The 18,291-nt window shown below is 41.4% G+C and carries 20 protein-coding genes; 14 read left to right on the top strand and 6 right to left on the bottom strand.

The genetic code is table 11. The features are described 5' to 3' along the window. The first annotated feature begins 3 nt into the window (after positions 1–3). Both U0035_RS18380 and U0035_RS18375 read left to right on the top strand, forming a co-directional pair. Positions 4–762 (top strand): SDR family NAD(P)-dependent oxidoreductase, encoded by a 759-nt coding sequence (locus U0035_RS18380; RefSeq protein ID WP_114791761.1) that lies wholly within the window; start codon positions 4–6, stop codon positions 760–762. A gap of 76 nt (positions 763–838) precedes the next feature. Then, on the top strand, positions 839–1,879 hold the full coding sequence (locus tag U0035_RS18375) for an NAD(P)H-dependent glycerol-3-phosphate dehydrogenase (RefSeq protein WP_114791578.1): 1,041 nt from the start codon (positions 839–841) through the stop codon (positions 1,877–1,879). Positions 1,880–1,899: 20 nt separating this feature from the next. Here the strand turns inward: U0035_RS18375 and hemW are convergent, their stop codons facing one another. Continuing rightward, positions 1,900–3,024 carry a radical SAM family heme chaperone HemW gene (gene hemW, locus U0035_RS18370; RefSeq protein WP_114791579.1) on the bottom strand — a complete coding sequence of 375 codons (1,125 nt, stop codon included), beginning with the start codon at positions 3,022–3,024 and terminating at the stop codon, positions 1,900–1,902. Positions 3,025–3,131: 107 nt separating this feature from the next. On the opposite strand from hemW, the gene U0035_RS18365 reads away from it, so the two are divergent. The 9 genes from U0035_RS18365 (at position 3,132) to U0035_RS18325 (ending at position 12,017) form a co-directional block, all read left to right on the top strand. Continuing rightward, positions 3,132–4,937: a POTRA domain-containing protein gene (locus U0035_RS18365; RefSeq protein ID WP_114791580.1), complete on the top strand. Its 1,806-nt coding sequence runs from the start codon at positions 3,132–3,134 to the stop codon at positions 4,935–4,937. A 35-nt stretch (positions 4,938–4,972) separates the two neighbouring features. Beyond that, positions 4,973–5,854 carry a DUF4271 domain-containing protein gene (locus U0035_RS18360; RefSeq protein ID WP_114791581.1) on the top strand — a complete coding sequence of 294 codons (882 nt, stop codon included), beginning with the start codon at positions 4,973–4,975 and terminating at the stop codon, positions 5,852–5,854. A 161-nt stretch (positions 5,855–6,015) separates the two neighbouring features. Next, on the top strand, positions 6,016–6,690 hold the full coding sequence (locus U0035_RS18355; protein WP_245957755.1) for a uroporphyrinogen-III synthase: 675 nt from the start codon (positions 6,016–6,018) through the stop codon (positions 6,688–6,690). Between the two features lie 145 nt (positions 6,691–6,835). Next, positions 6,836–7,654, top strand: a complete 819-nt coding sequence (locus U0035_RS18350) for an outer membrane protein assembly factor BamD (protein ID WP_114791762.1) — start codon at positions 6,836–6,838, stop codon at positions 7,652–7,654. Next, positions 7,629–7,970, top strand: a complete 342-nt coding sequence (locus U0035_RS18345) for a DNA-directed RNA polymerase subunit omega (RefSeq protein WP_114791583.1) — start codon at positions 7,629–7,631, stop codon at positions 7,968–7,970. Before U0035_RS18350 ends, U0035_RS18345 begins: the two co-directional genes overlap by 26 nt. Positions 7,971–8,110: 140 nt before the next feature. Further along, complete coding sequence (coaBC, locus tag U0035_RS18340; protein WP_114791584.1) at positions 8,111–9,322, top strand: bifunctional phosphopantothenoylcysteine decarboxylase/phosphopantothenate--cysteine ligase CoaBC; 1,212 nt, start codon at positions 8,111–8,113, stop codon at positions 9,320–9,322. Position 9,323: 1 nt separating this feature from the next. Then, complete coding sequence (locus U0035_RS18335; protein WP_114791585.1) at positions 9,324–9,707, top strand: DUF4296 domain-containing protein; 384 nt, start codon at positions 9,324–9,326, stop codon at positions 9,705–9,707. Positions 9,708–9,737: 30 nt separating this feature from the next. Then, positions 9,738–10,568: an aminotransferase class IV gene (locus U0035_RS18330; protein WP_162817919.1), complete on the top strand. Its 831-nt coding sequence runs from the start codon at positions 9,738–9,740 to the stop codon at positions 10,566–10,568. A 141-nt stretch (positions 10,569–10,709) separates the two neighbouring features. Beyond that, a complete protein-coding gene (locus U0035_RS18325) occupies positions 10,710–12,017 on the top strand; it encodes a cryptochrome/photolyase family protein (RefSeq protein ID WP_114791587.1) in 1,308 nt (435 codons plus the stop codon). Positions 12,018–12,024: 7 nt separating this feature from the next. On the opposite strand, the gene U0035_RS18320 is transcribed toward U0035_RS18325, so the two are convergent. The 5 genes from U0035_RS18320 to U0035_RS18300 all read right to left on the bottom strand — a co-directional run bounded on the left by U0035_RS18320 (position 12,025) and on the right by U0035_RS18300 (position 16,582). Next, on the bottom strand, positions 12,025–12,831 hold the full coding sequence (locus U0035_RS18320; protein ID WP_114791588.1) for a 1,4-dihydroxy-6-naphtoate synthase: 807 nt from the start codon (positions 12,829–12,831) through the stop codon (positions 12,025–12,027). A 44-nt stretch (positions 12,832–12,875) separates the two neighbouring features. Next, positions 12,876–13,535, bottom strand: coding sequence for a futalosine hydrolase (gene mqnB / locus U0035_RS18315; protein WP_114791589.1), 660 nt, complete (start codon positions 13,533–13,535; stop codon positions 12,876–12,878). A 45-nt stretch (positions 13,536–13,580) separates the two neighbouring features. Further along, complete coding sequence (locus tag U0035_RS18310) at positions 13,581–14,264, bottom strand: hypothetical protein (RefSeq protein ID WP_114791590.1); 684 nt, start codon at positions 14,262–14,264, stop codon at positions 13,581–13,583. Between the two features lie 15 nt (positions 14,265–14,279). Then, positions 14,280–15,293: an alpha/beta fold hydrolase gene (locus U0035_RS18305; RefSeq protein ID WP_114791591.1), complete on the bottom strand. Its 1,014-nt coding sequence runs from the start codon at positions 15,291–15,293 to the stop codon at positions 14,280–14,282. Positions 15,294–15,442: 149 nt separating this feature from the next. Continuing rightward, positions 15,443–16,582 carry a helix-turn-helix domain-containing protein gene (locus U0035_RS18300; RefSeq protein WP_211316467.1) on the bottom strand — a complete coding sequence of 380 codons (1,140 nt, stop codon included), beginning with the start codon at positions 16,580–16,582 and terminating at the stop codon, positions 15,443–15,445. Positions 16,583–16,742: 160 nt separating this feature from the next. Between U0035_RS18300 and U0035_RS18295 the strand changes: the two genes are divergently transcribed. The 3 genes from U0035_RS18295 to folE all read left to right on the top strand — a co-directional run bounded on the left by U0035_RS18295 (position 16,743) and on the right by folE (position 18,258). Then, positions 16,743–17,153 carry a 6-pyruvoyl trahydropterin synthase family protein gene (locus tag U0035_RS18295; RefSeq protein WP_114791592.1) on the top strand — a complete coding sequence of 137 codons (411 nt, stop codon included), beginning with the start codon at positions 16,743–16,745 and terminating at the stop codon, positions 17,151–17,153. Positions 17,154–17,214: 61 nt separating this feature from the next. Further along, positions 17,215–17,628, top strand: a complete 414-nt coding sequence (locus tag U0035_RS18290; RefSeq protein WP_114791593.1) for a 6-pyruvoyl trahydropterin synthase family protein — start codon at positions 17,215–17,217, stop codon at positions 17,626–17,628. A 33-nt stretch (positions 17,629–17,661) separates the two neighbouring features. Further along, complete coding sequence (gene folE, locus U0035_RS18285; RefSeq protein ID WP_114791594.1) at positions 17,662–18,258, top strand: GTP cyclohydrolase I FolE; 597 nt, start codon at positions 17,662–17,664, stop codon at positions 18,256–18,258. The last annotated feature ends 33 nt before the right edge of the window (positions 18,259–18,291 follow it).

Here is an 18,291-nt window from a genome sequence, read left to right as displayed (position 1 = left end):
AAGATGAATAAAATAGTTTTAATTACAGGCGCTACATCAGGATTCGGTGAAGCCTGTGCCTTGAAATTTGCTTCTAATAACTACGATGTAATTGTTACCGGTCGCCGCAAAGAAAGATTGGAATTACTTTGTAACAAAATACAGGAAGAGTTCTCTGTAAAAGCCTTGCCTTTATCTTTTGACATCAGAAACAAAGCAGACGTACTGGCTGCAGTGAACAGTCTACCGGACGAATGGAAAAAGATGGATATCCTCATTAATAATGCCGGATTGGCGGTTGGAAGGGATAATTTTGATGAAGCAAGTATTGACGATTGGGATGTAATGGTAGATACCAATTTAAAGGGCCTTGCTTACATGACCAAGGCCGTTTTACCTTTTATGATCAATGCGGGAAGCGGTCATATCTTTAACCTGGGCTCTATTTCAGGCAAAGAAGTGTACGCCCAGGGAAATATGTATTGCGCTACCAAGCATGCAGTGAATGCATTGAGTCAGGCCATGCGAATAGAGCTGCTGAAGTTTAATATAAAGGTTACTGCCATTCACCCGGGTGCCGCGGATACCGAATTTTCTAATGTTCGCTTTAAAGGCGATGACGCTAAAGCTGCTAAAGTGTATGAGGGCATTGAACCTTTAGTTGCACAGGATGTTGCCAATATCATTTTTTACTGCGCCGGATTGCCGCCGCACGTTTGTATTAACGACCTGGTAGTAACCTGTACGCAACAGGCCAATAGCTTTTATACATTTAAGAAATAGATAATTAAGATAACCGGGATCGGAGCACAGCAACATTAGTTATCTGCCCTTCAGATCCCGTCTGACATTATAAAACATGGCGATTAAATTTGGTGTTATAGGAAGCGGCAGCTGGGCTACTGCGCTGGTAAAGATCATTACAGATAATGGTAATAAGGTAAATTGGTGGGTGAGAAATGACGCATCTGCGTCATATATAAAAAAAAGATCACACAACCCTCATTACCTTACTTCAGCAGTTTTAAAAACGAAGCATTTAAAAATAGAGACAGATCTGAAAAAAGTGGTAGCGGCCGCTAATGTGCTTATCATAGCCGTACCCTCCGCGTATACCACCGGGGTATTATCAGAACTGGAGCCCGGCGATCTGAAAAACAAAAAGGTATTATCGGCGGTAAAGGGTATTCTCCCCAAAGAGAATATATTGCTGAATGAGTACCTTACCAAAGAATTTAACATCCCCCTGCAAAACTATTTTGCTGTTTTAGGCCCCTGTCATGCCGAAGAAGTAGCAGCGGAAAAACTTTCATATCTGACCTTCTCAGGTGCCGATATCGAAATGACAAAAAAAATTGCAGCATATTTCACTTCACCTGCCATTAATACCGTGGTGAACGATGATATCCTTGGCGTGCAATATGCTGCCGTTCTTAAAAATATATATGCCCTGGGCGCGGGTATTGCTCATGGGCTGGACTATGGGGATAATTTTCAAAGCGTTTATATTGCCAATTGCGCCGATGAAATGGCTGCTTTTCTAAGAACTTTTGGAGCCCAACATATTGTGGTAGGCGAACATGAGGCCAACCTGGTTACAGGTGGAAAATCGGCCAACTACGCCGCATCTGTGTACCTGGGCGATTTATTGGTTACCTGCTATTCCCTATACAGCCGCAATCGCACATTTGGCAATATGATCGGCAAAGGCTATTCGGTAAAAGCTGCACAGCTGGAGTTAAACATGGTGGCTGAAGGCTATAATGCCGCCAAATGCATCTACAATATCAATAAAAAAATTAAGGCTGAAATGCCCATTGCAGAAAACATCTACAATATATTATGGGATAAGCTTACACCTGCCAAAGGTTTCGAAGCTATTGAAAAAGTGTTGATATAATACTACATACAGGCAACGGTTTAAACCGTTGCCTGAACGTCAAAAAAAAGATCAGCTGCAATGCCATCTGCATACAATTTACCTTCATCAGTGAGGCGTAGCCTGCCCGGTTCATTGATAACAAGCCCCCGGTCTATATATCTCCGGGCGGCCTTCAGCACCTGTTGAGCGCCCTCCTCAGAAAAGCGATTTAAGTCCACTCCTTCTATGGTACGAAGCGAGATCATAATAGCTTCATTCATCTGTTGCACAGGAGTGAGTAATTCCTTCTCCACCGGAAGCGTATCTTTATCTATCGCATCGATATATCGTTGGTTATTAGCAACATTCCATCTACGCTCAGCCCCGTTAAATGAATGTGCAGACGGACCAATGCCCACATAGGGTTTCCCCTGCCAATAGGATGAATTATGCCGGCTCCGGAAACCTGGCTTTGCAAAATTCGATATTTCATAATGCTCATACCCGGCAGCCCTCAGCCATCCCATCAATAATAAAAACTGCTCCGATTGGATATCAGGATTTATATCATCCTTTTGATGCATCCTGATTAGCTTATCCAGTGGTGTGCGCGGCTCAACCGTTAATGCATAGCAAGATAAATGAGGGATTTGTAATGCGAGCGCTGTTTCTACATTACGTTGCCATTTCTCATGGGTGAGACCCGGAGTTCCATAAATCAGGTCCATTGTAATATTATCAAAATATTGCAATGCCAGTTTCAGCCCTTCTTTAGCCTGAACAGCGTTATGAGCCCGGTTCATCCAATGCAGATCCTCCTCAAAAAAAGACTGGACGCCGATACTTAACCGGTTAATGCCCGCCTCCCGCCAACCTCTTAGTTTATCCTCTGTCAAATCATCCGGGTTGGCCTCCAATGTTATTTCAGCTCCTCCGTCCACCTGATGCACAGATCGAATAGTATTTAACATAGTCCACACCTCTTCTGCTTCCAAAAGACTGGGTGTTCCCCCTCCTAAATAAATAGTATTCACCCGCCAGTTGTTTTCTGCCGCTACCATTAAAATTTCCTTATTAAGGGCAGCCAACATGGCTTCCTTCTTTAATAAAGATGTAGCAAAATGAAAATTGCAATAATTACAGGCCTGCCGGCAAAAAGGTATATGGATATAAATACCGCTCATGTGATGTTTAGGTTGATAAGTTAACAGGTTTACAGGTTTACAAGAATGTAGTGTTTATACCCTGTAAACTTTTATACCTTTCAACTTTTCAACTATTTTTACTCCCGTTGAAACCTGCAAAGATACGATACCTGCTTACAGCATTTTTGCTTTTACATATTTTGCTGACACAAGGGCAAAACAGGTATAGCTTATCTGTTGTGCCGGTTGACAGGGACAGTGCATTTGCACAAACGGTGATTCAGCCTAAAAAAGAATTCATCAACCGGGATGAATGTGCCGGTTATATCCAGCAGCTGATTCCTGCTCTGCAGGCAAAAGGCTATATTACAGCGTCAATCGACTCTGTACAGTCCGATTCCCTGCACAGTACTGTTCATATCTTCTTCGGAGAAATTTATCAATGGGCTTCGGTGCACGCCAACGAAGCCTCCCGGCACTGGCTAAGCCGGGTGGGCTGGACTCCCGATCAGCTCACGCAACAACAGTACGACCCTGATAAAATTGTTACACTTCAACAGCGCATGCTGGAATACATGGAAAACAATGGTTATCCTTTTGCCCGCATCTTCCTGGATAGCCTGCAGATAAATGGCCGGGATGTTTCCGGACGGATGAATGTTCACCCCGGGCCTCTTTATCATATTGATAGTATAAAAGTTACCGGCAACGCCAAAATAAGCAATGAATATCTGCAGCAATTTTTAGGAATTAAAAACGGATCTATCTATAGCAAAGAGAAGCTAGCGCAAATCAGTACCGAACTAAAGAAACTCAATTATGTAACAGAAGAATTCCCCCCTCAACTCATATGGGGAAGTACAGGGGCCACCATAGAGGTTTTTCTGCAACAGAAGAAAAGCAGCCAGGTGAATATCATTATTGGCTTTCTGCCCAATAGCGACGCCTCTGCTAACCGTAAAATGCTGATAACCGGAGAAGGATTGCTCAATTTAAAAAATGCCTTTGGAGCCGGAGAAACGATTGGCCTCACCTGGCAACGGCTTCAGGCTGCTTCGCAACGGCTTAGTATGAATTACGATCAGCCTTATCTTTTTAAATCTCCGTTAGGCGTTGACTTTGGCTTTAATATGCTCAAAAGAGACTCGGCATTTTTAAACTTCGACATCCGGCTGGGCGCACAGCTGGCACTAAACCGGCAGCAACGTGTAAAATTATATGTGCAGCGGTTCAGTAGTATTTTAAACTACATCAGTGAATCGGCGGTTATTGCTACCAGGAAATTACCCGAAGAAGCCGATGTAAAAATCACCAATCTCGGGATTGAGTATGTACTAAACAGTACCAATTATATTTTTAACCCCGTGAGTGGCCTGGAACTGCTGTTCAACACTTCGGTAGGCAATAAGAATATTAAGCCTAACAATCAGATAGTAGACCTGGAAGACCCCGATGATCCGGATTTTGATTTCGCAAGCTTATACGACACTGTTAAAACGAAATCTTACCAGGTAAGGTCTGTACTGGCGGCTGCAAAATATTTCCCTATAGGCAAAGCGGCAAGGAGCACGATTAAGACAGCCATTAACGGCGGTTACATTTCCGGCTCCAATATATTTAGAAATGAACTCTTTCAAATTGGTGGTTACCGGCTGCTCAGGGGTTTTGATGAGCAAAGCCAGTTCCTCTCACAATATGGCATCGGAACGCTGGAGTATCGCTACCTGATTGGTGAAAACTCGTATTTTAACGTCTTTGCCGACGGTGGATGGGGAAAGAATGCAGCCAGGGGGAGCAATATCAATTATACCTATCTGTCTGGAGGACTTGGGATGGCATTTGAAACCAAAGTAGGTCTGTTTAACCTGGCCTGGGCCGTTGGCAAAAGAAATGATACACAATTCAATCTGCGGCAGTCAAAAATTCATTTCGGGTTCGTTAATTACTTTTAACCCCACAGGTCTATTTTTGCAGCAAAACTCTATTTTTGGCCAGGATTTTTTTAGTATTATTTTTTTGCATTTCATGGATATCTGACACAACAGCTCAAGGTAACGATAGTCTTACTGTTAACCGGACAGATAGCATAGCGGCTGAAAAAAATGCCATCCTTCATAAAAGCATAGAGCTATCCCGTAAAATCCTTAGCCGCCATCCTTATTATAATTTTACAAAAAAGGCCGCATATCCACCATATACAGTTAAAGTAGCCGCGCCGGGCAAAGAAGTTTATTTTTATATCGTTGCGGGTTTATTTCTCCTGTTCGCGATCTTTAAGGCAAGCTTCGACAAGTACTTTACGGACCTCATGAACCTTTTTTTCAGAAGAAGTCTTAAGCAACGCCAGTTAAAGCAACAGGTAGTTCAAAACTCGCTGCCCTCTCTTTTATTTAATGTACTATTTGTTATAACCGCAGGATTCTACGTGGCCATTTTCCTACAAAAGAATATAGACCTGTCTCAATTGGAACTTCCGTTATGGCAACTGTTCATTTATACAACAATAGCCATAAGCATGATCTACCTCGGCAAGTATTTTGTGCTCAAATTTATTGGCTGGGTTTTTAGAATCGGTAAATTGACGGATAATTATATCTTCCTGATCTTCCTGGTAAACAAAGTACTTACCATTCTTATTTTACCATTGATTATTGTGATTGCTTTATCAGGAAAACCGGTAAGCACGATTGCCTGGACCTTAAGCTGGTTGCTGATTGCAGGATTTATTTTATATCGTTATATATCAGCTGTTGGTATTGTCCGGAAAGATAACAGCATCAGTTTTTTTCACTTCATTTTGTACGTAGGAGCATTTGAAATTTTACCTACGATCATCCTCTATAAAGGAATATTATCCATTTTAAAATAATAGTGTACTTTTGCATCCAATTTTAGGAATCGCTAATGGTAAATGAAGTGAAAAAATCCGGTATCAAGTCTGCAACAGACAAGATTGAGCGCATACTCATTACACAGCCAAAACCTTCGAGCGAAAAATCTCCCTTTTTCGAGCTTGAAAAAAAGTATGGTGTGAAACTTGATTTTGAGCCGCTGATAAGTATAGTCCCCATTTCCGGTAAAGACTTCAGGCAGCAAAAAATAAATATTGTTCGCTTTACCGGTGTCATATTTACAAGTCGTAATGCTATTGATCATTTTTTCCGCACCTGCGAGGAGAATAAAATCACTGTATCCCAGGATACCAAATATTTCTGCATTACAGAGGCTGTAGCCTTATACCTTCAAAAATTTATTCTGTATAGAAAACGTAAAGTCTTTTACGGAGCCGATGGCACTAATAAAAGCCTGTTTGATGTAATGAACAAACACAAAGAAAATCTCAGCTTTCTTTATGTTTGCTCCGAAAACCAGCAGGATAGCGATATTGTGAATTGGTTAAAAAATAATAATTGCGATTTCGAGCTGGCGTTTATGTATCGTTCTCAAAGCAACGACATCAAGAAAACTGTGGGTGAGAAAAGCTTTGACATAGTATGCTTTTTTACACCGTCCGGGATAAAAAGCTGGTTCGACAATTTTCCTAAATTCAAACAAAACGGGATGGTCGTAGGTACTTTTGGGGACAATACTAAGGCCGAAGCTGTTAAGCTGGGACTTAACCCTGAAATTATAGCACCCAAGCCTAAAACTCCCAGCATGATCACTGCATTAGATCATTTCCTGGCGGACACTAACAAAAAGTAGTTGATTATCAAGGGGGCGGTCCTGCAACTTTGCCCGCTTGAGTAAGTTGGGTACGATTCTTTACCAAAACCTTAACTGTCACCTAGTTAGGCGGGTCATATTTTTTAGCAACATTTGCCCTATTATGGTTAACTTTGCAAACTTTATGAGATTTGTAATCGCTGTTTTTTTGGTAGCTTCTTTAGTATCATGCGGCCCCGGCATGAACAAGATATTGAAGAGTAAGGATCCTGCATTTAAGCTTAAAATGGCAGATCAGTTCTATGCAAAGAAAAAATGGATGAAGGCCTATACGATCTACGAGGATGTAATTCCTTATTACAAAACAACACCTCAGTTTCAGGATATTTACTACAAATACGCTTATACCACTTTCAATCAAAAGGATTACGCAAACGCGGAAAACCTGTTCAAAACCTTTCTGGAAAGTTTCCCTAACAGTCCCCGGGCTGAGGAAATGGAATATATGAGGGCGTACATTTTTTACCTGCAGTCTCCCAAAGCAGAATTGGACCAGTCCAATACTTATAAAGCGATCAGCAATCTCCAGACTTTTGTAAATACGCACCCGCAGTCAGTTCGCATTACAGAAGCAAACCGGTATATTGATGAATTAAGAAAAAAACTGGAGAGTAAAGATTATAAGTCTGCAATGCTATATTACAATATTGGCGAATTCAGAGCAGCAGGCGTTACATTTTCTACTTTACTGGATAACTATCCTGAATCTCTTGTTGCTGATGAGTATAAATACATGGCGGTGAAGTCTTTTTTCCGTACAGCGGGGCTTACAACAGCCGCAAAGAAAACAGAACGTTACCAGGACGTGATCAATGAAGCGAATGAATTTATTGAGCGTTTCCCCGAAAGCAAATACCGTAAAGATGTAGAAAGCTACATCTCTTTATCAAATACAGAAATACAAAAATTTACGAATAATGAGCAAGTTAAGACGACAACTTAGCGCCGGCATCCCCAGCAACGTGGAAACCAAAGACCTGGGAAGCATTAAAAGCAAAACCGGTAATCTTTATGAATCTATCGCCATTATTGCTAAAAGAGCAAACCAGGTGAATATTTCTATTAAAGAAGAGTTGCACAATAAGTTGGATGAATTTGCCAGCCATACCGATTCGTTGGAAGAAATTCATGAAAATAAAGAGCAGATTGAAATTTCAAGAGCATACGAAAGAATGCCCAATCCTGCTTTACTGGCAACTTACGAGTTTCTGGACGACAAAGTATACTTTAGAAAAGCAGAAGACGAACTTTTCAGCTAGTATACCTGGCATAAAAAATTAGAACCACAGTAACATTTTAAATGGCTGTGGTTTTTCTGTTTTAAATATTTTTGCAAAAAAAGTTCATGGAAGATGGTTGATAGTCAATAGCTACAACCGTAAACTATGAACCAAAGACCATGAGCTTACAAAACAAAAAAATATTAATTGGCATTTCGGGCAGCATTGCAGCCTATAAGATCATTCACCTGGTTCGCCTGCTGGTGAAACAGGGTGCCGAAGTTAAAGTGGTGATGACAGCCGCTGCCAAAGATTTTGTATCCCCGTTAGTATTATCAACACTTTCCAAAAATGAAGTGTTGACGGATATATTTGCAGCGAATACCTGGGCTAATCATGTTCAGTTAGGAAGATGGGCAGATGTCATGTTAATAGCCCCTTTAAGTTGCAATACCCTTGCAAAAATGGCTAACGGTCATTGTGACAACCTGCTATTATCAGTTTACCTATCCGCTACCTGCCCTGTCATCGCTGCTCCCGCAATGGATGAAGATATGTGGCATCATCCATCAACACATAGAAATCTTGATCTTCTCAAAAAAGATGGTGTAAGGATCATACAGCCCGGCCATGGCGAGTTAGCCAGCGGACTGTATGGTGATGGGCGTATGGAAGAACCTGAAAACATTATGGCCTTTCTCAATAGTTATTTCAAGACCGAAGCAGGCTCACTGGCTGGCAAAAAAGTACTGGTGACTGCCGGACCTACGCATGAAGCTATTGATCCCGTTCGGTTTATAGGCAATCATTCTTCAGGCAAAATGGGCATCGCCCTGGCAAAGGAATGCAGGAACAGGGGCGCTGAAGTCATATTGGTTTTAGGTCCTGTTGCATTACCTGCTGAATATGCAGGCATTACAGTTGTTAAAGTAACGTCCTCAGATGAAATGTATCAAGCCTGTCACGATCATTTTGAAAAGGTTGACATTGCATTAATGGCGGCGGCTGTGGCAGACTATAAACCGGAGACGGTTAGTGAACAGAAGATAAAAAAAGCGGGGGAAACGACACCAGAGCTGAAACTCGTTAAAACAAAAGATATTCTCAAAAGCCTGGGCGCTATTAAAAGTGAGAGCCAGGTATTATTAGGTTTTGCATTGGAAACCAATAATGAAAAAGTTAATGCCCTGGAGAAATTAAAGACCAAAAATGCCGACTTTATTGTACTGAATTCTCTGAATGATGGAGTCACATTTGGTAGTGATGTTAATAAGGTGACCATATTTACAAAATGGGGAACAGAAATACCATTCGATTCTAAAAGCAAAACGGCAGTAGCTTCAGACATCATAAATACGATAATAGACCACTCAAAAACTTTAAGTATTTAGTATGCACCGATATTTATACATTTCTGCAATCCTGGTGACGCTGGTAGCCTGCGGCAATTCGGGTAGTGTACTTCCAAAAGAAAAAATGGAAAAAGTGATGTGGGACGTAGCCCAAAGCAGTGAACTGTTAAACGGATACGTTTATTATAAATATCCCGAGCAAAACAGGGCAGCTCTGAATAATGTTATGCTTGACAAAGTTTTTAAAATTCACCATATCACCAGGGAACAATTTAATAAGACACTGGACTACTACGAAAAAAGACCCGATGAGCTAAAGACTATAATTGACACTGTTGTAAGCAGGCAAAAACGAACTTTGGGTAAAGACACCAGCTCTTCTTCTACCCCGATATTGAGCAGGGATGGGTCAGCGACGCTTTAATTTCACATCCTAACTTATAATTCAAACAACTTGACCGCCCGAAAAATCTGTCACAACGGTACCTATAAAAACGAATCAGAGCCTATTATACGGGCAGGTAACAAAAGCTATCGTTATGGTGACGGCTTCTTTGAAACACTTAAAGTTTGGAAAGGCGCTATTCTTTTTGAGACTTATCATCAAAAAAGAATTGAAAAGAGCCTGGATATACTACAATATGCCAGGCCTGCTCATTTCAGTATCACACCTATCTTTTCTCAGGTAATACAACTCTGTGAAAAGAACGGATGCGTTCATGCAGCCCGTGTGCGGCTTTCTTTTTCCCATGGCAACGGGGGCCTCTTTGATGGAGATGATCAACTTCAATATATCATTGAGGCATGGCCTTTAGAACCTGCTAATAATCATTTCAATGAAAATGGCCTGGTTACCGGCTTTTTCCGTGAAATAAAGAAAAGTTGTGATAGTTACGCTAATATTAAGTCTGCTTCGGCGCTGCTTTACACGGTTGCAGCTAACTACAGCAGACTGCACCAATGGAACGATTGCATTATATGGAACCAACGTGAAAATATTTGCGAAACCATTATTGCCAATTTGTTCTGGATAAAAGATAATCGCATATATACACCCGCATTAACCGAAGGTTGCGTAGATGGTGTGATGCGGTCTTTCCTTATTGACCAGATCGGAACCGTAACAGAGACGCCCTGTCGTACAGAAGATCTTCTGGGGGCAGACGAGGTCTTTTTAACAAATGCTATCCGTGGTATACGGTGGGTAAAAAGCATTGAAGAGGTCAATTATAAGGGAAACCTTTCCAGGGAACTGCATCAGCAATATATCCAATCACTTTTTTAAAAGAGGTTCGCTTTTTGTATACTTTAGCCATCAACTGTACATGAAATTTTTCGTTCATAAAATACACAAAAGATGAATAAAAATTTCATGGGAGTTAGTTTTGGCCAAAAACAATAAAAATTACAGGAGAAATCAATTACTTTGAAAAGAGAAGCCGTAAGTATATTCTGGTTCAGAAGAGATCTTCGCCTTGAAGACAATGCAGCGTTGTATCATGCATTAAAAAGCGGCACCCCGGTACAACCTGTTTTCATTTTCGACGCCCATATCCTGGATGAACTGGAAGACAAGACCGATCAACGTGTTACATTTATTTACAAAGCACTGGAACAGATACAGGAGCAGCTTATACAACTGGGTGCTACATTAGATATACGACATGGCGAGCCGGAAACTGTTTTCAAAACCCTGGAAAAAGACTATGACATTCAAAGTATATTCCTGAACCAGGATTATGAACCTTATGCAAGGCAACGTGACAATACGATCTATAGCTATTTTAAAGAAAAGGGAACTGCTGTAAAAGGCTTTAAAGACCAGGTAATATTTGAAAAAAATGAGGTACTGAAAAATGACGGGAAACCCTACACTATCTATACCCCCTATGCCAACAAATGGCTGTCTCTTGTTACCCCGTTTTTTCTGAAGCCCTACCCTACTAAAAAGTACTGGGCTCATTTCCATAAGTGCCGCGGGATGCAGTTCCCTTCGCTTCAAAAACTGGGATTTAAAAGTACCAACACCACGTTTCCGCCCGAGAGCCCTGATTCTGGTCTTATCAAAGATTATGACAAAACGCGCGATATACCAGGCATTAAAGGCACTACAAGGGTAAGTGTACATTTGCGATTTGGTACAATTAGCATCCGTAAGCTGGCAACCAGAGCCGGGAAATTGAATCAAACCTATCTGAAAGAGCTGATCTGGCGCGAGTTTTACCAGATGATCTTATTTCATTTCCCCGATGTGGTAGATACTTCTTTTAAAAAAGAGTATGACAAAATACAGTGGAGAAATAATGAAAAGGAATTTGAGGCATGGTGTAAGGGGCAAACGGGCTATCCTATTGTTGACGCCGGTATGCGGGAGTTGAATGAAACCGGCTTTATGCATAACCGGGTGCGTATGATCACTGCATCTTTCTTAACCAAGCACCTGTTAATTGACTGGCGCTGGGGTGAGGCCTACTTTGCAAAGAAGTTGCTGGATTATGACCTGGCTTCCAATAACGGTGGATGGCAATGGGCAGCGGGCAGCGGTTGCGATGCTGCACCCTATTTCAGAGTATTTAATCCCTATATACAAACAAAAAAATTTGACGGCGATTTGAAATATATCCGGAAATGGGTCCCGGAATTGGAAAGCCAGGATTATCCGGCCCCGATTGTAGAACATGACTTTGCCCGTAAACGCTGCCTCGAAGTGTATTCAAAAGCGTTGAAGAGGTAAGCTTCGATTATTGTTTATTGTTTCTTTCGAATACCGTTTGTAAAACATCGATGGCTTTCTTACCGTTCTCACCCAGGTCGAGGCTATAATCATTTACATAGAGCTCAATATGCTGGCGCATTACATCCTCGCTCATCGCCTGCGCATGCTCCTTCACATAGTTTGATACTGTTGGATAACTTTTAAATGATTGCTGCAAACTTTGATAGATCAATTGATTCACCTGCTCATATAGATCATTCCCTAAAGCCTTTTTGATAACAATTCCTCCCAGGGGAATGGGCACCCCCATCTTCTCTTCCCAATGCTGTCCTAAATCCACTACTTTGTGCAATCCTTTTTGCTGGTACGTAAACCTGTTTTCATGGATAATCACTCCAAGATCTGCTTCTTTGTTTACTACCGCATCTTCAATTTCATGGAATACCCTGAACGCTTTATTAGTGGCATCGGGGAACGAAAAGCTAAAGAGCAGGTTGGCAGTTGTATTGACACCGGGCAAAACGATTGATGCTTTATTGACATCATCATTTGAAAAGTTTTGCTCAGCATGAGTAATCAATAGCGGCCCCACGCCTTTTCCTAATGCGCTTCCTGCATTCAATAACCGGTATGTATCGGCGGCTTTAAAATAGGCCGGAAAGCTCAGTTTGGTAATATCCAGCTTCCCCTCCAATGCCCAGCGGTTTAAAGTTTCCACATCTTCCAATACCGGGTCGAAAGTAATATCACCCGTATCAATACCACCGTTCACAAGAGCATCAAAAATAAATGTATCATTAGGACAGGGAGAAAAACCAATTGTCAGAACCATATCAACCGAAAAATATAAAATTTATAATATAGGAGCTTTGTACTCTATAAAGGGGAATTGCTGATCATCTGCTGAACTATCCTAACCAGCTCCTGGTTTAAATTGCCAATAGCATCTTTAAAATTCCATTTGCTTTTATCCCGCTCTCCCACATAATTTGATAAAGAACGGATTTGCAGGAATGGGATTTTTTCCATCAACGCTACATAATGCAATGCAGCACCTTCCATGGACTCAACTACAGCGCCCTGTGTTTTTAACAAACGGATTCTGTTTTTGTTCGTAGTAACTTCATTTACGGTAACACCGGCCACGGCTTCTATACCAGCTATGCCTTGTAATTTTTTATGCGGATTCTTTAAACGGCCCTCTTTAAAAGGTTTTTGCCCCGGAGCTATAAATCCCATATCAAATACAGATTTCCATTGTTGATGCTCTTCAACCCCCAAATCAGCAAAGCGCTCTTCTGTTACAGCAACTACCTTTCCCAACAGATATTTCCGGTCAAAACAACCGGCAATACCGGCCTGTATCATAACTGAGGGCTGGTATTGCACTATTGCCTTCACCATATGATAAACAGAAGGCGCAGCGCCTACACCTGTAATGGCAACAGGTATATGCCATTTTTTTAATACAGGCAGAGACGAAGCGATCTCCATCTTCGTTGCCGCCACTATCAATATACGTTTACTGTCCCACATAAGCTGCAAAGTTCTTATTTTATGAGTAATAATCAGCAGAGATCATTAATGTTTCGCAGGAGTTGGTATCTCATAGTTATAGCCTAATTGTATATAGAAAGGCAACATAGGTCTGGATTTAAAATCCTCGGCTACTATACTACCCAAACGAAGCGCCAGCACGTTACTCTTAATAGAAAGCCCGGTTCTTATGCCGTAGTTAAAATTGCCGCCGGTGGGCGGACGGTACCAGCCGTTCTTTACCTGGGGAAACTCTTCTTCATAGCTGGCAGAATGTTGAAAATGTGTTACGATGGCTTTATCAAAGCCAGCTTCTGCTGCTGCAAACCAACGGGATTTGTACAGCCCCAGCGATACTGACATTTTCGCGCCGAAGTTTTTGGCCGTGACCAGGTCGTTTTGGAACCGCCTGTAGATACCCTGCACTTCGGCAGTGGCGCGCATGTCATGCCATTGCAACACCTGCATTTCGATGCCATATTGCGCAGCAAAGTCATCAGGAAGCTGTTTGCCAGAGGGAACGGAAAAGCCAAGTTTAGCCGCCAACGGAAAGCTTCCACCCGTTTTGTATCCGTATCCTATCCCATATACGACGCCATAGTCCGCTCCAATATGAGCATTTACAACATGCGCTTTTGCGGGGTTGGCCCAGTTAATAGTTTGAGCTGATGCGTGATGTATACATAAGGCGATGCATACATATATGATGCAGGAAATTGTTGATTTCATGAAAATAAGTTTCGATTAGAATTTCTTAAGGTAGTTAAGTATTGCTGGCAGCGTCATTTGTTGCCATGCGTTAGTATTGGTAATGATTCCATCGTGACCTACGCCGGCTATTTTTATTTGCTCTACCGTGTTATAGGCTGTTGTTATTTTGGCGGCCCAGCTATCTGGGTAAGCTTTGTTTCTTTCGCTATAGAAGAAAAGAACGGGCTTATTGAAATGATGGATTCCTTTCGAGAAATCTGTTTTGTATTTATCACCTGTTTCGTAAAGCGCTTCAGAGATGACCGCACCATCGCGCCAGGAAAAACTGGGGTCAAAATCTGCTTCGCCGGTAATTTCATTCCTCGACGAAAGCATCGCCATCTTATAATCCAAAATGGCATGCTGATCTTCTTTGGCAGTAATAAACTGGTCGAAATAAGTAACATTATTGAGGGCTTCACCCCATATATTAAAAGATCTGGACCTTTTTACATAGTCTGCAACATCCGCCCATTTCAGGCCACCAGGTTCACATACGATCAAGCCGTCCACCAACTCGGGATTTCGCCCTGCATAGCCGGAAGCAAGCATTCCTCCCCAGGAATGTCCCAATAATATCACTTTTTGTTGGGGACTTTTTTTGTAATGGCGAATTACAGCGCTTAATTCATCGTACATCAAACCCACGGCGGCCTCTCCCAGGGAAATAAAAGATTTACGGGGGAATCTTTGTGAAAGCCCGCTTCCCCGTTGATCATAGAAGGCAATCCGATAACCTTTGGAGGCCAGATCCTTACAATTCAGGAGATAGCGGTAATCACCTCCCGGTCCGCCATGAATGGCAACAACCAGCGGTGCATTTTCAGGTCCAAAAGCTTCCGAATGCAGCAGCGAACCATTGACCCTGATCGAAGGTATGCTGCTATCTTCATCTGCAGTTTTGGGAACCAGGTTGCCGGGTTCAATAATAGACCTGTCTTTGGTAGAACAGCCATAAGCCAGCAGTACTATAATGGACATCATGAATCCCCTTTGTTTGATTATCATAATTTGCGTTTTTAGTTCAGCGCAAAACTGAGTGAAACAAAAGATGGAAACGGCTCATCCTGTATAATGAGACCTTATTTTTAAAACAACATATATATTGAAAATCATAAAGTTGTGAAGAAAGATCCCTTTTAATGAGGTTTGAGACGCTACTCTATAGTCATTGCTGTGTTTTTTAGGTATGCCGTGGGGCTAACACCTATATGCTTTTTAAAATTGCGGTTAAAAGAAGCCTTGGAATTAAAGCCGCATTCGAAGGCCAGCGAAAGAAGCGTATATTTTTTGTTTTCCGGGTTATTTAAAGCTTTGATAAAAGCTTCTACTCGCAGGGCATTGATATAGTCATAAAAATTCTTTCCCTCTGCTGAATTGATCACCTGCGAAAGCGTATTGGGATGCACTGCTAATCTTCCACTCAAAGCGCCCAATGTCAGTTCCACATCTGTAAAAAGACGTTCCTTTTGCATTAGCTCCAGCAACGCACGATGTATTTTTTCAATAGCTGATTTTGTTAAGCGTGATTTCTGATATTTCACAACTTCCGGTTCCGGTTGTGTGGCCAGGTCCCTGGGCAAAAAAACAGCTTCATTATCGTTGGGAGGAATTGATGTTACAAACATAGCATTGTTCAATATACCCACCTGTTTGATGCCAAAATAGCCAATAAACAAAATAAAAAAGACAACAACTGTATAAATCAGGCTGTCATCGCCCCAAATGACTACTACCCAAATAACTGTAATGCCTATTATAAGATAGTACAGCCAGTTTAAATTGATCTTTTCTGTATCTGCGAAAACATTAAGAATATTTCGCCTATGCCTTTTTAAATAATACAGCGAAACACCTATATAGCTTAATCCGGATAGAATGATGCCTGCGAATATCCACCTTGCCGCCTGCTCATACCCCTCCCCCTCATTTTGATATACCCAGATTTTGTCTGTGGCAGATCTGGATAAAAACCCCGTCAATAATATGTATACGAACAGAACAGGAATAAAATGAAATATCCAGTAATTTTTCCCGGGAAATTGATTGGTTAGAGCTGTAGTATATAAGAATAATAACGGACCGTGAACCAGGGGTAAGGGAATTTCAAGACCCAACAGGTAGGGCCAATCCTGGTACTGTTGCGTTTGTACCATGTAAAAAAGACTAAGATGTATACCCAAAACGAAAAGCCATGTCGTTAAAATATAATCTGCTTTGGTTTTGCCTCGTTTTGTGATCAAAAGAGAGGACAAAAAGAAGGTAATAATGATCCCGGTTAAAAAAAGGATTGACACAAAAATGTATTTAGAAGCCCCTAAAATTACATGAAATACTTTACAAGGTTCTTAAACAAACCTCCCATTACCCGGTTTATCTGATGCAACGGGGCTTTTACAGTATTGATTCAATATAAAGCCCTCTTAGTTTTTAAAAAATCGATAATTTTGATTTTCTATGGTATATCTTACGAGACAGGAACATTTTAATGCAGCCCATCGCCTGTACAACCCGGCGTGGGACGACGCAAAAAATGAAGCAGTGTTTGGCAAATGCGCAAATCCCAATTGGCACGGGCATAATTACGATTTATTAGTGACCGTTAAAGCAAAACCCAACTACGAGACAGGTTTTGTTTTTGATGTAAAAAAACTGAGCACGATCATCCGGGAACATGTTACGGAAAAACTGGATCATAAAAACCTGAATGAGGATGTAGACTTTATGCAGGGAAAAATGTGCAGTACGGAAAACCTCGCCATTGAAATATGGAAACAACTGGAACCGCATATCCCGGCAGGAATACATTTGCATTGTATTAAACTGTACGAAACCCCGCGTATTTATGTGGAGTATTTCGGAGAATAGTAATCATCACGCCCCCTCCGGCAGGTGATTACCCACCATTCATTATTCACCAGTCATTATTATGAAAGTATCCGTATACAGACAGGAACATTTCAATGCAGCGCACCGCCTGTATCATACAGATTGGGATGAAGCAACAAATGCTGCCGTATTTGGTAAATGTGCTTATCCCAACTATCATGGTCATAATTATGACCTGGTCGTAAAAGTGACCGGTGATCCGGATCCTCAAACAGGATTTGTGATGGATATGAAAGAACTTAGCGATATTATTAAAAAAGAAGTATTATCAAGGTTCGACCATAAAAATCTCAACCTGGACACAGAAGAATTTAGGGCACTTAATCCAACCGCTGAGAATATTGCGATTGTTATCTATAATCTTTTAAGACCCCATATAGAGCCTTCTTTGGATTTGCAGGTTCGTCTTTATGAAACACCTAGAAATTTTGTAGATTATCCTGCAAATGGATAATTTTAATATATTATATTGACTTAACTAATACCCATGTCCTACAAGAAGATTGAGACATATGATGAAGCTACTACCGCAGGTCTCATTAAAAACTATAAAGAAGCTTTACAGCTTTTAGGCGAAGATCATGAGCGTGAAGGATTGTTGAAGACACCCGAGCGCCAGGCAAAAGCCATGCAATATCTTACTCAAGGGTACCAGCTGGATGCCCATGCTATTATTAATTCGGCCAAGTTTCATGAAGACGTAAGCGAGATGATTGTAGTAAAAGATATAGAATTATACAGCATGTGTGAGCATCATGTACTTCCATTCTTCGGAAAGGCTCACGTAGCTTATATCCCTAACGGCTGGATTACAGGCTTGAGCAAGATTGCCCGGGTGGTGGATGTATTTAGCCGCCGGCTGCAGGTGCAGGAAAGGCTGACAGTACAAATAATGAATGCGATTAAGGAAACGCTTAACCCATTAGGCGTGGCTGTGGTTATCGAAGCGAAACATTTATGCATGATGATGCGGGGTGTTCAAAAACAAAACTCGGTAACTACTACTTCAGCTTTTGATGGTGAGTTTCAAAAAAATTCTACCAGAAGCGAATTCTTAAAATTGATTACTGCCGATCTGCATTAACCAAAGAAAAGCTGCTTTGAATTTTATTACTCT

The organism is Niabella yanshanensis (assembly GCF_034424215.1).
Classification (GTDB): domain Bacteria; phylum Bacteroidota; class Bacteroidia; order Chitinophagales; family Chitinophagaceae; genus Niabella; species Niabella yanshanensis.
This window is presented reverse-complemented; position numbering and strand designations above follow the sequence as displayed.

What these genes read in the sequence shown, in the direction of transcription:
- U0035_RS18380 (WP_114791761.1), top strand. Translation starts at nt 4, where the DNA reads ATGAATAAAATAGTTTTAATTACAGGCGCTACATCAGGATTCGGTGAA.
- U0035_RS18375 (WP_114791578.1), top strand. Translation starts at nt 839, where the DNA reads ATGGCGATTAAATTTGGTGTTATAGGAAGCGGCAGCTGGGCTACTGCG.
- hemW (WP_114791579.1), bottom strand. Translation starts at nt 3,024, where the DNA reads ATGAGCGGTATTTATATCCATATACCTTTTTGCCGGCAGGCCTGTAAT.
- U0035_RS18350 (WP_114791762.1), top strand. Translation starts at nt 6,836, where the DNA reads ATGAGATTTGTAATCGCTGTTTTTTTGGTAGCTTCTTTAGTATCATGC.
- U0035_RS18345 (WP_114791583.1), top strand. Translation starts at nt 7,629, where the DNA reads ATGAGCAAGTTAAGACGACAACTTAGCGCCGGCATCCCCAGCAACGTG.
- coaBC (WP_114791584.1), top strand. Translation starts at nt 8,111, where the DNA reads ATGAGCTTACAAAACAAAAAAATATTAATTGGCATTTCGGGCAGCATT.
- U0035_RS18335 (WP_114791585.1), top strand. Translation starts at nt 9,324, where the DNA reads ATGCACCGATATTTATACATTTCTGCAATCCTGGTGACGCTGGTAGCC.
- U0035_RS18320 (WP_114791588.1), bottom strand. Translation starts at nt 12,831, where the DNA reads ATGGTTCTGACAATTGGTTTTTCTCCCTGTCCTAATGATACATTTATT.
- mqnB (WP_114791589.1), bottom strand. Translation starts at nt 13,535, where the DNA reads ATGTGGGACAGTAAACGTATATTGATAGTGGCGGCAACGAAGATGGAG.
- U0035_RS18310 (WP_114791590.1), bottom strand. Translation starts at nt 14,264, where the DNA reads ATGAAATCAACAATTTCCTGCATCATATATGTATGCATCGCCTTATGT.
- U0035_RS18305 (WP_114791591.1), bottom strand. Translation starts at nt 15,293, where the DNA reads ATGATAATCAAACAAAGGGGATTCATGATGTCCATTATAGTACTGCTG.
- U0035_RS18295 (WP_114791592.1), top strand. Translation starts at nt 16,743, where the DNA reads ATGGTATATCTTACGAGACAGGAACATTTTAATGCAGCCCATCGCCTG.
- U0035_RS18290 (WP_114791593.1), top strand. Translation starts at nt 17,215, where the DNA reads ATGAAAGTATCCGTATACAGACAGGAACATTTCAATGCAGCGCACCGC.
- folE (WP_114791594.1), top strand. Translation starts at nt 17,662, where the DNA reads ATGTCCTACAAGAAGATTGAGACATATGATGAAGCTACTACCGCAGGT.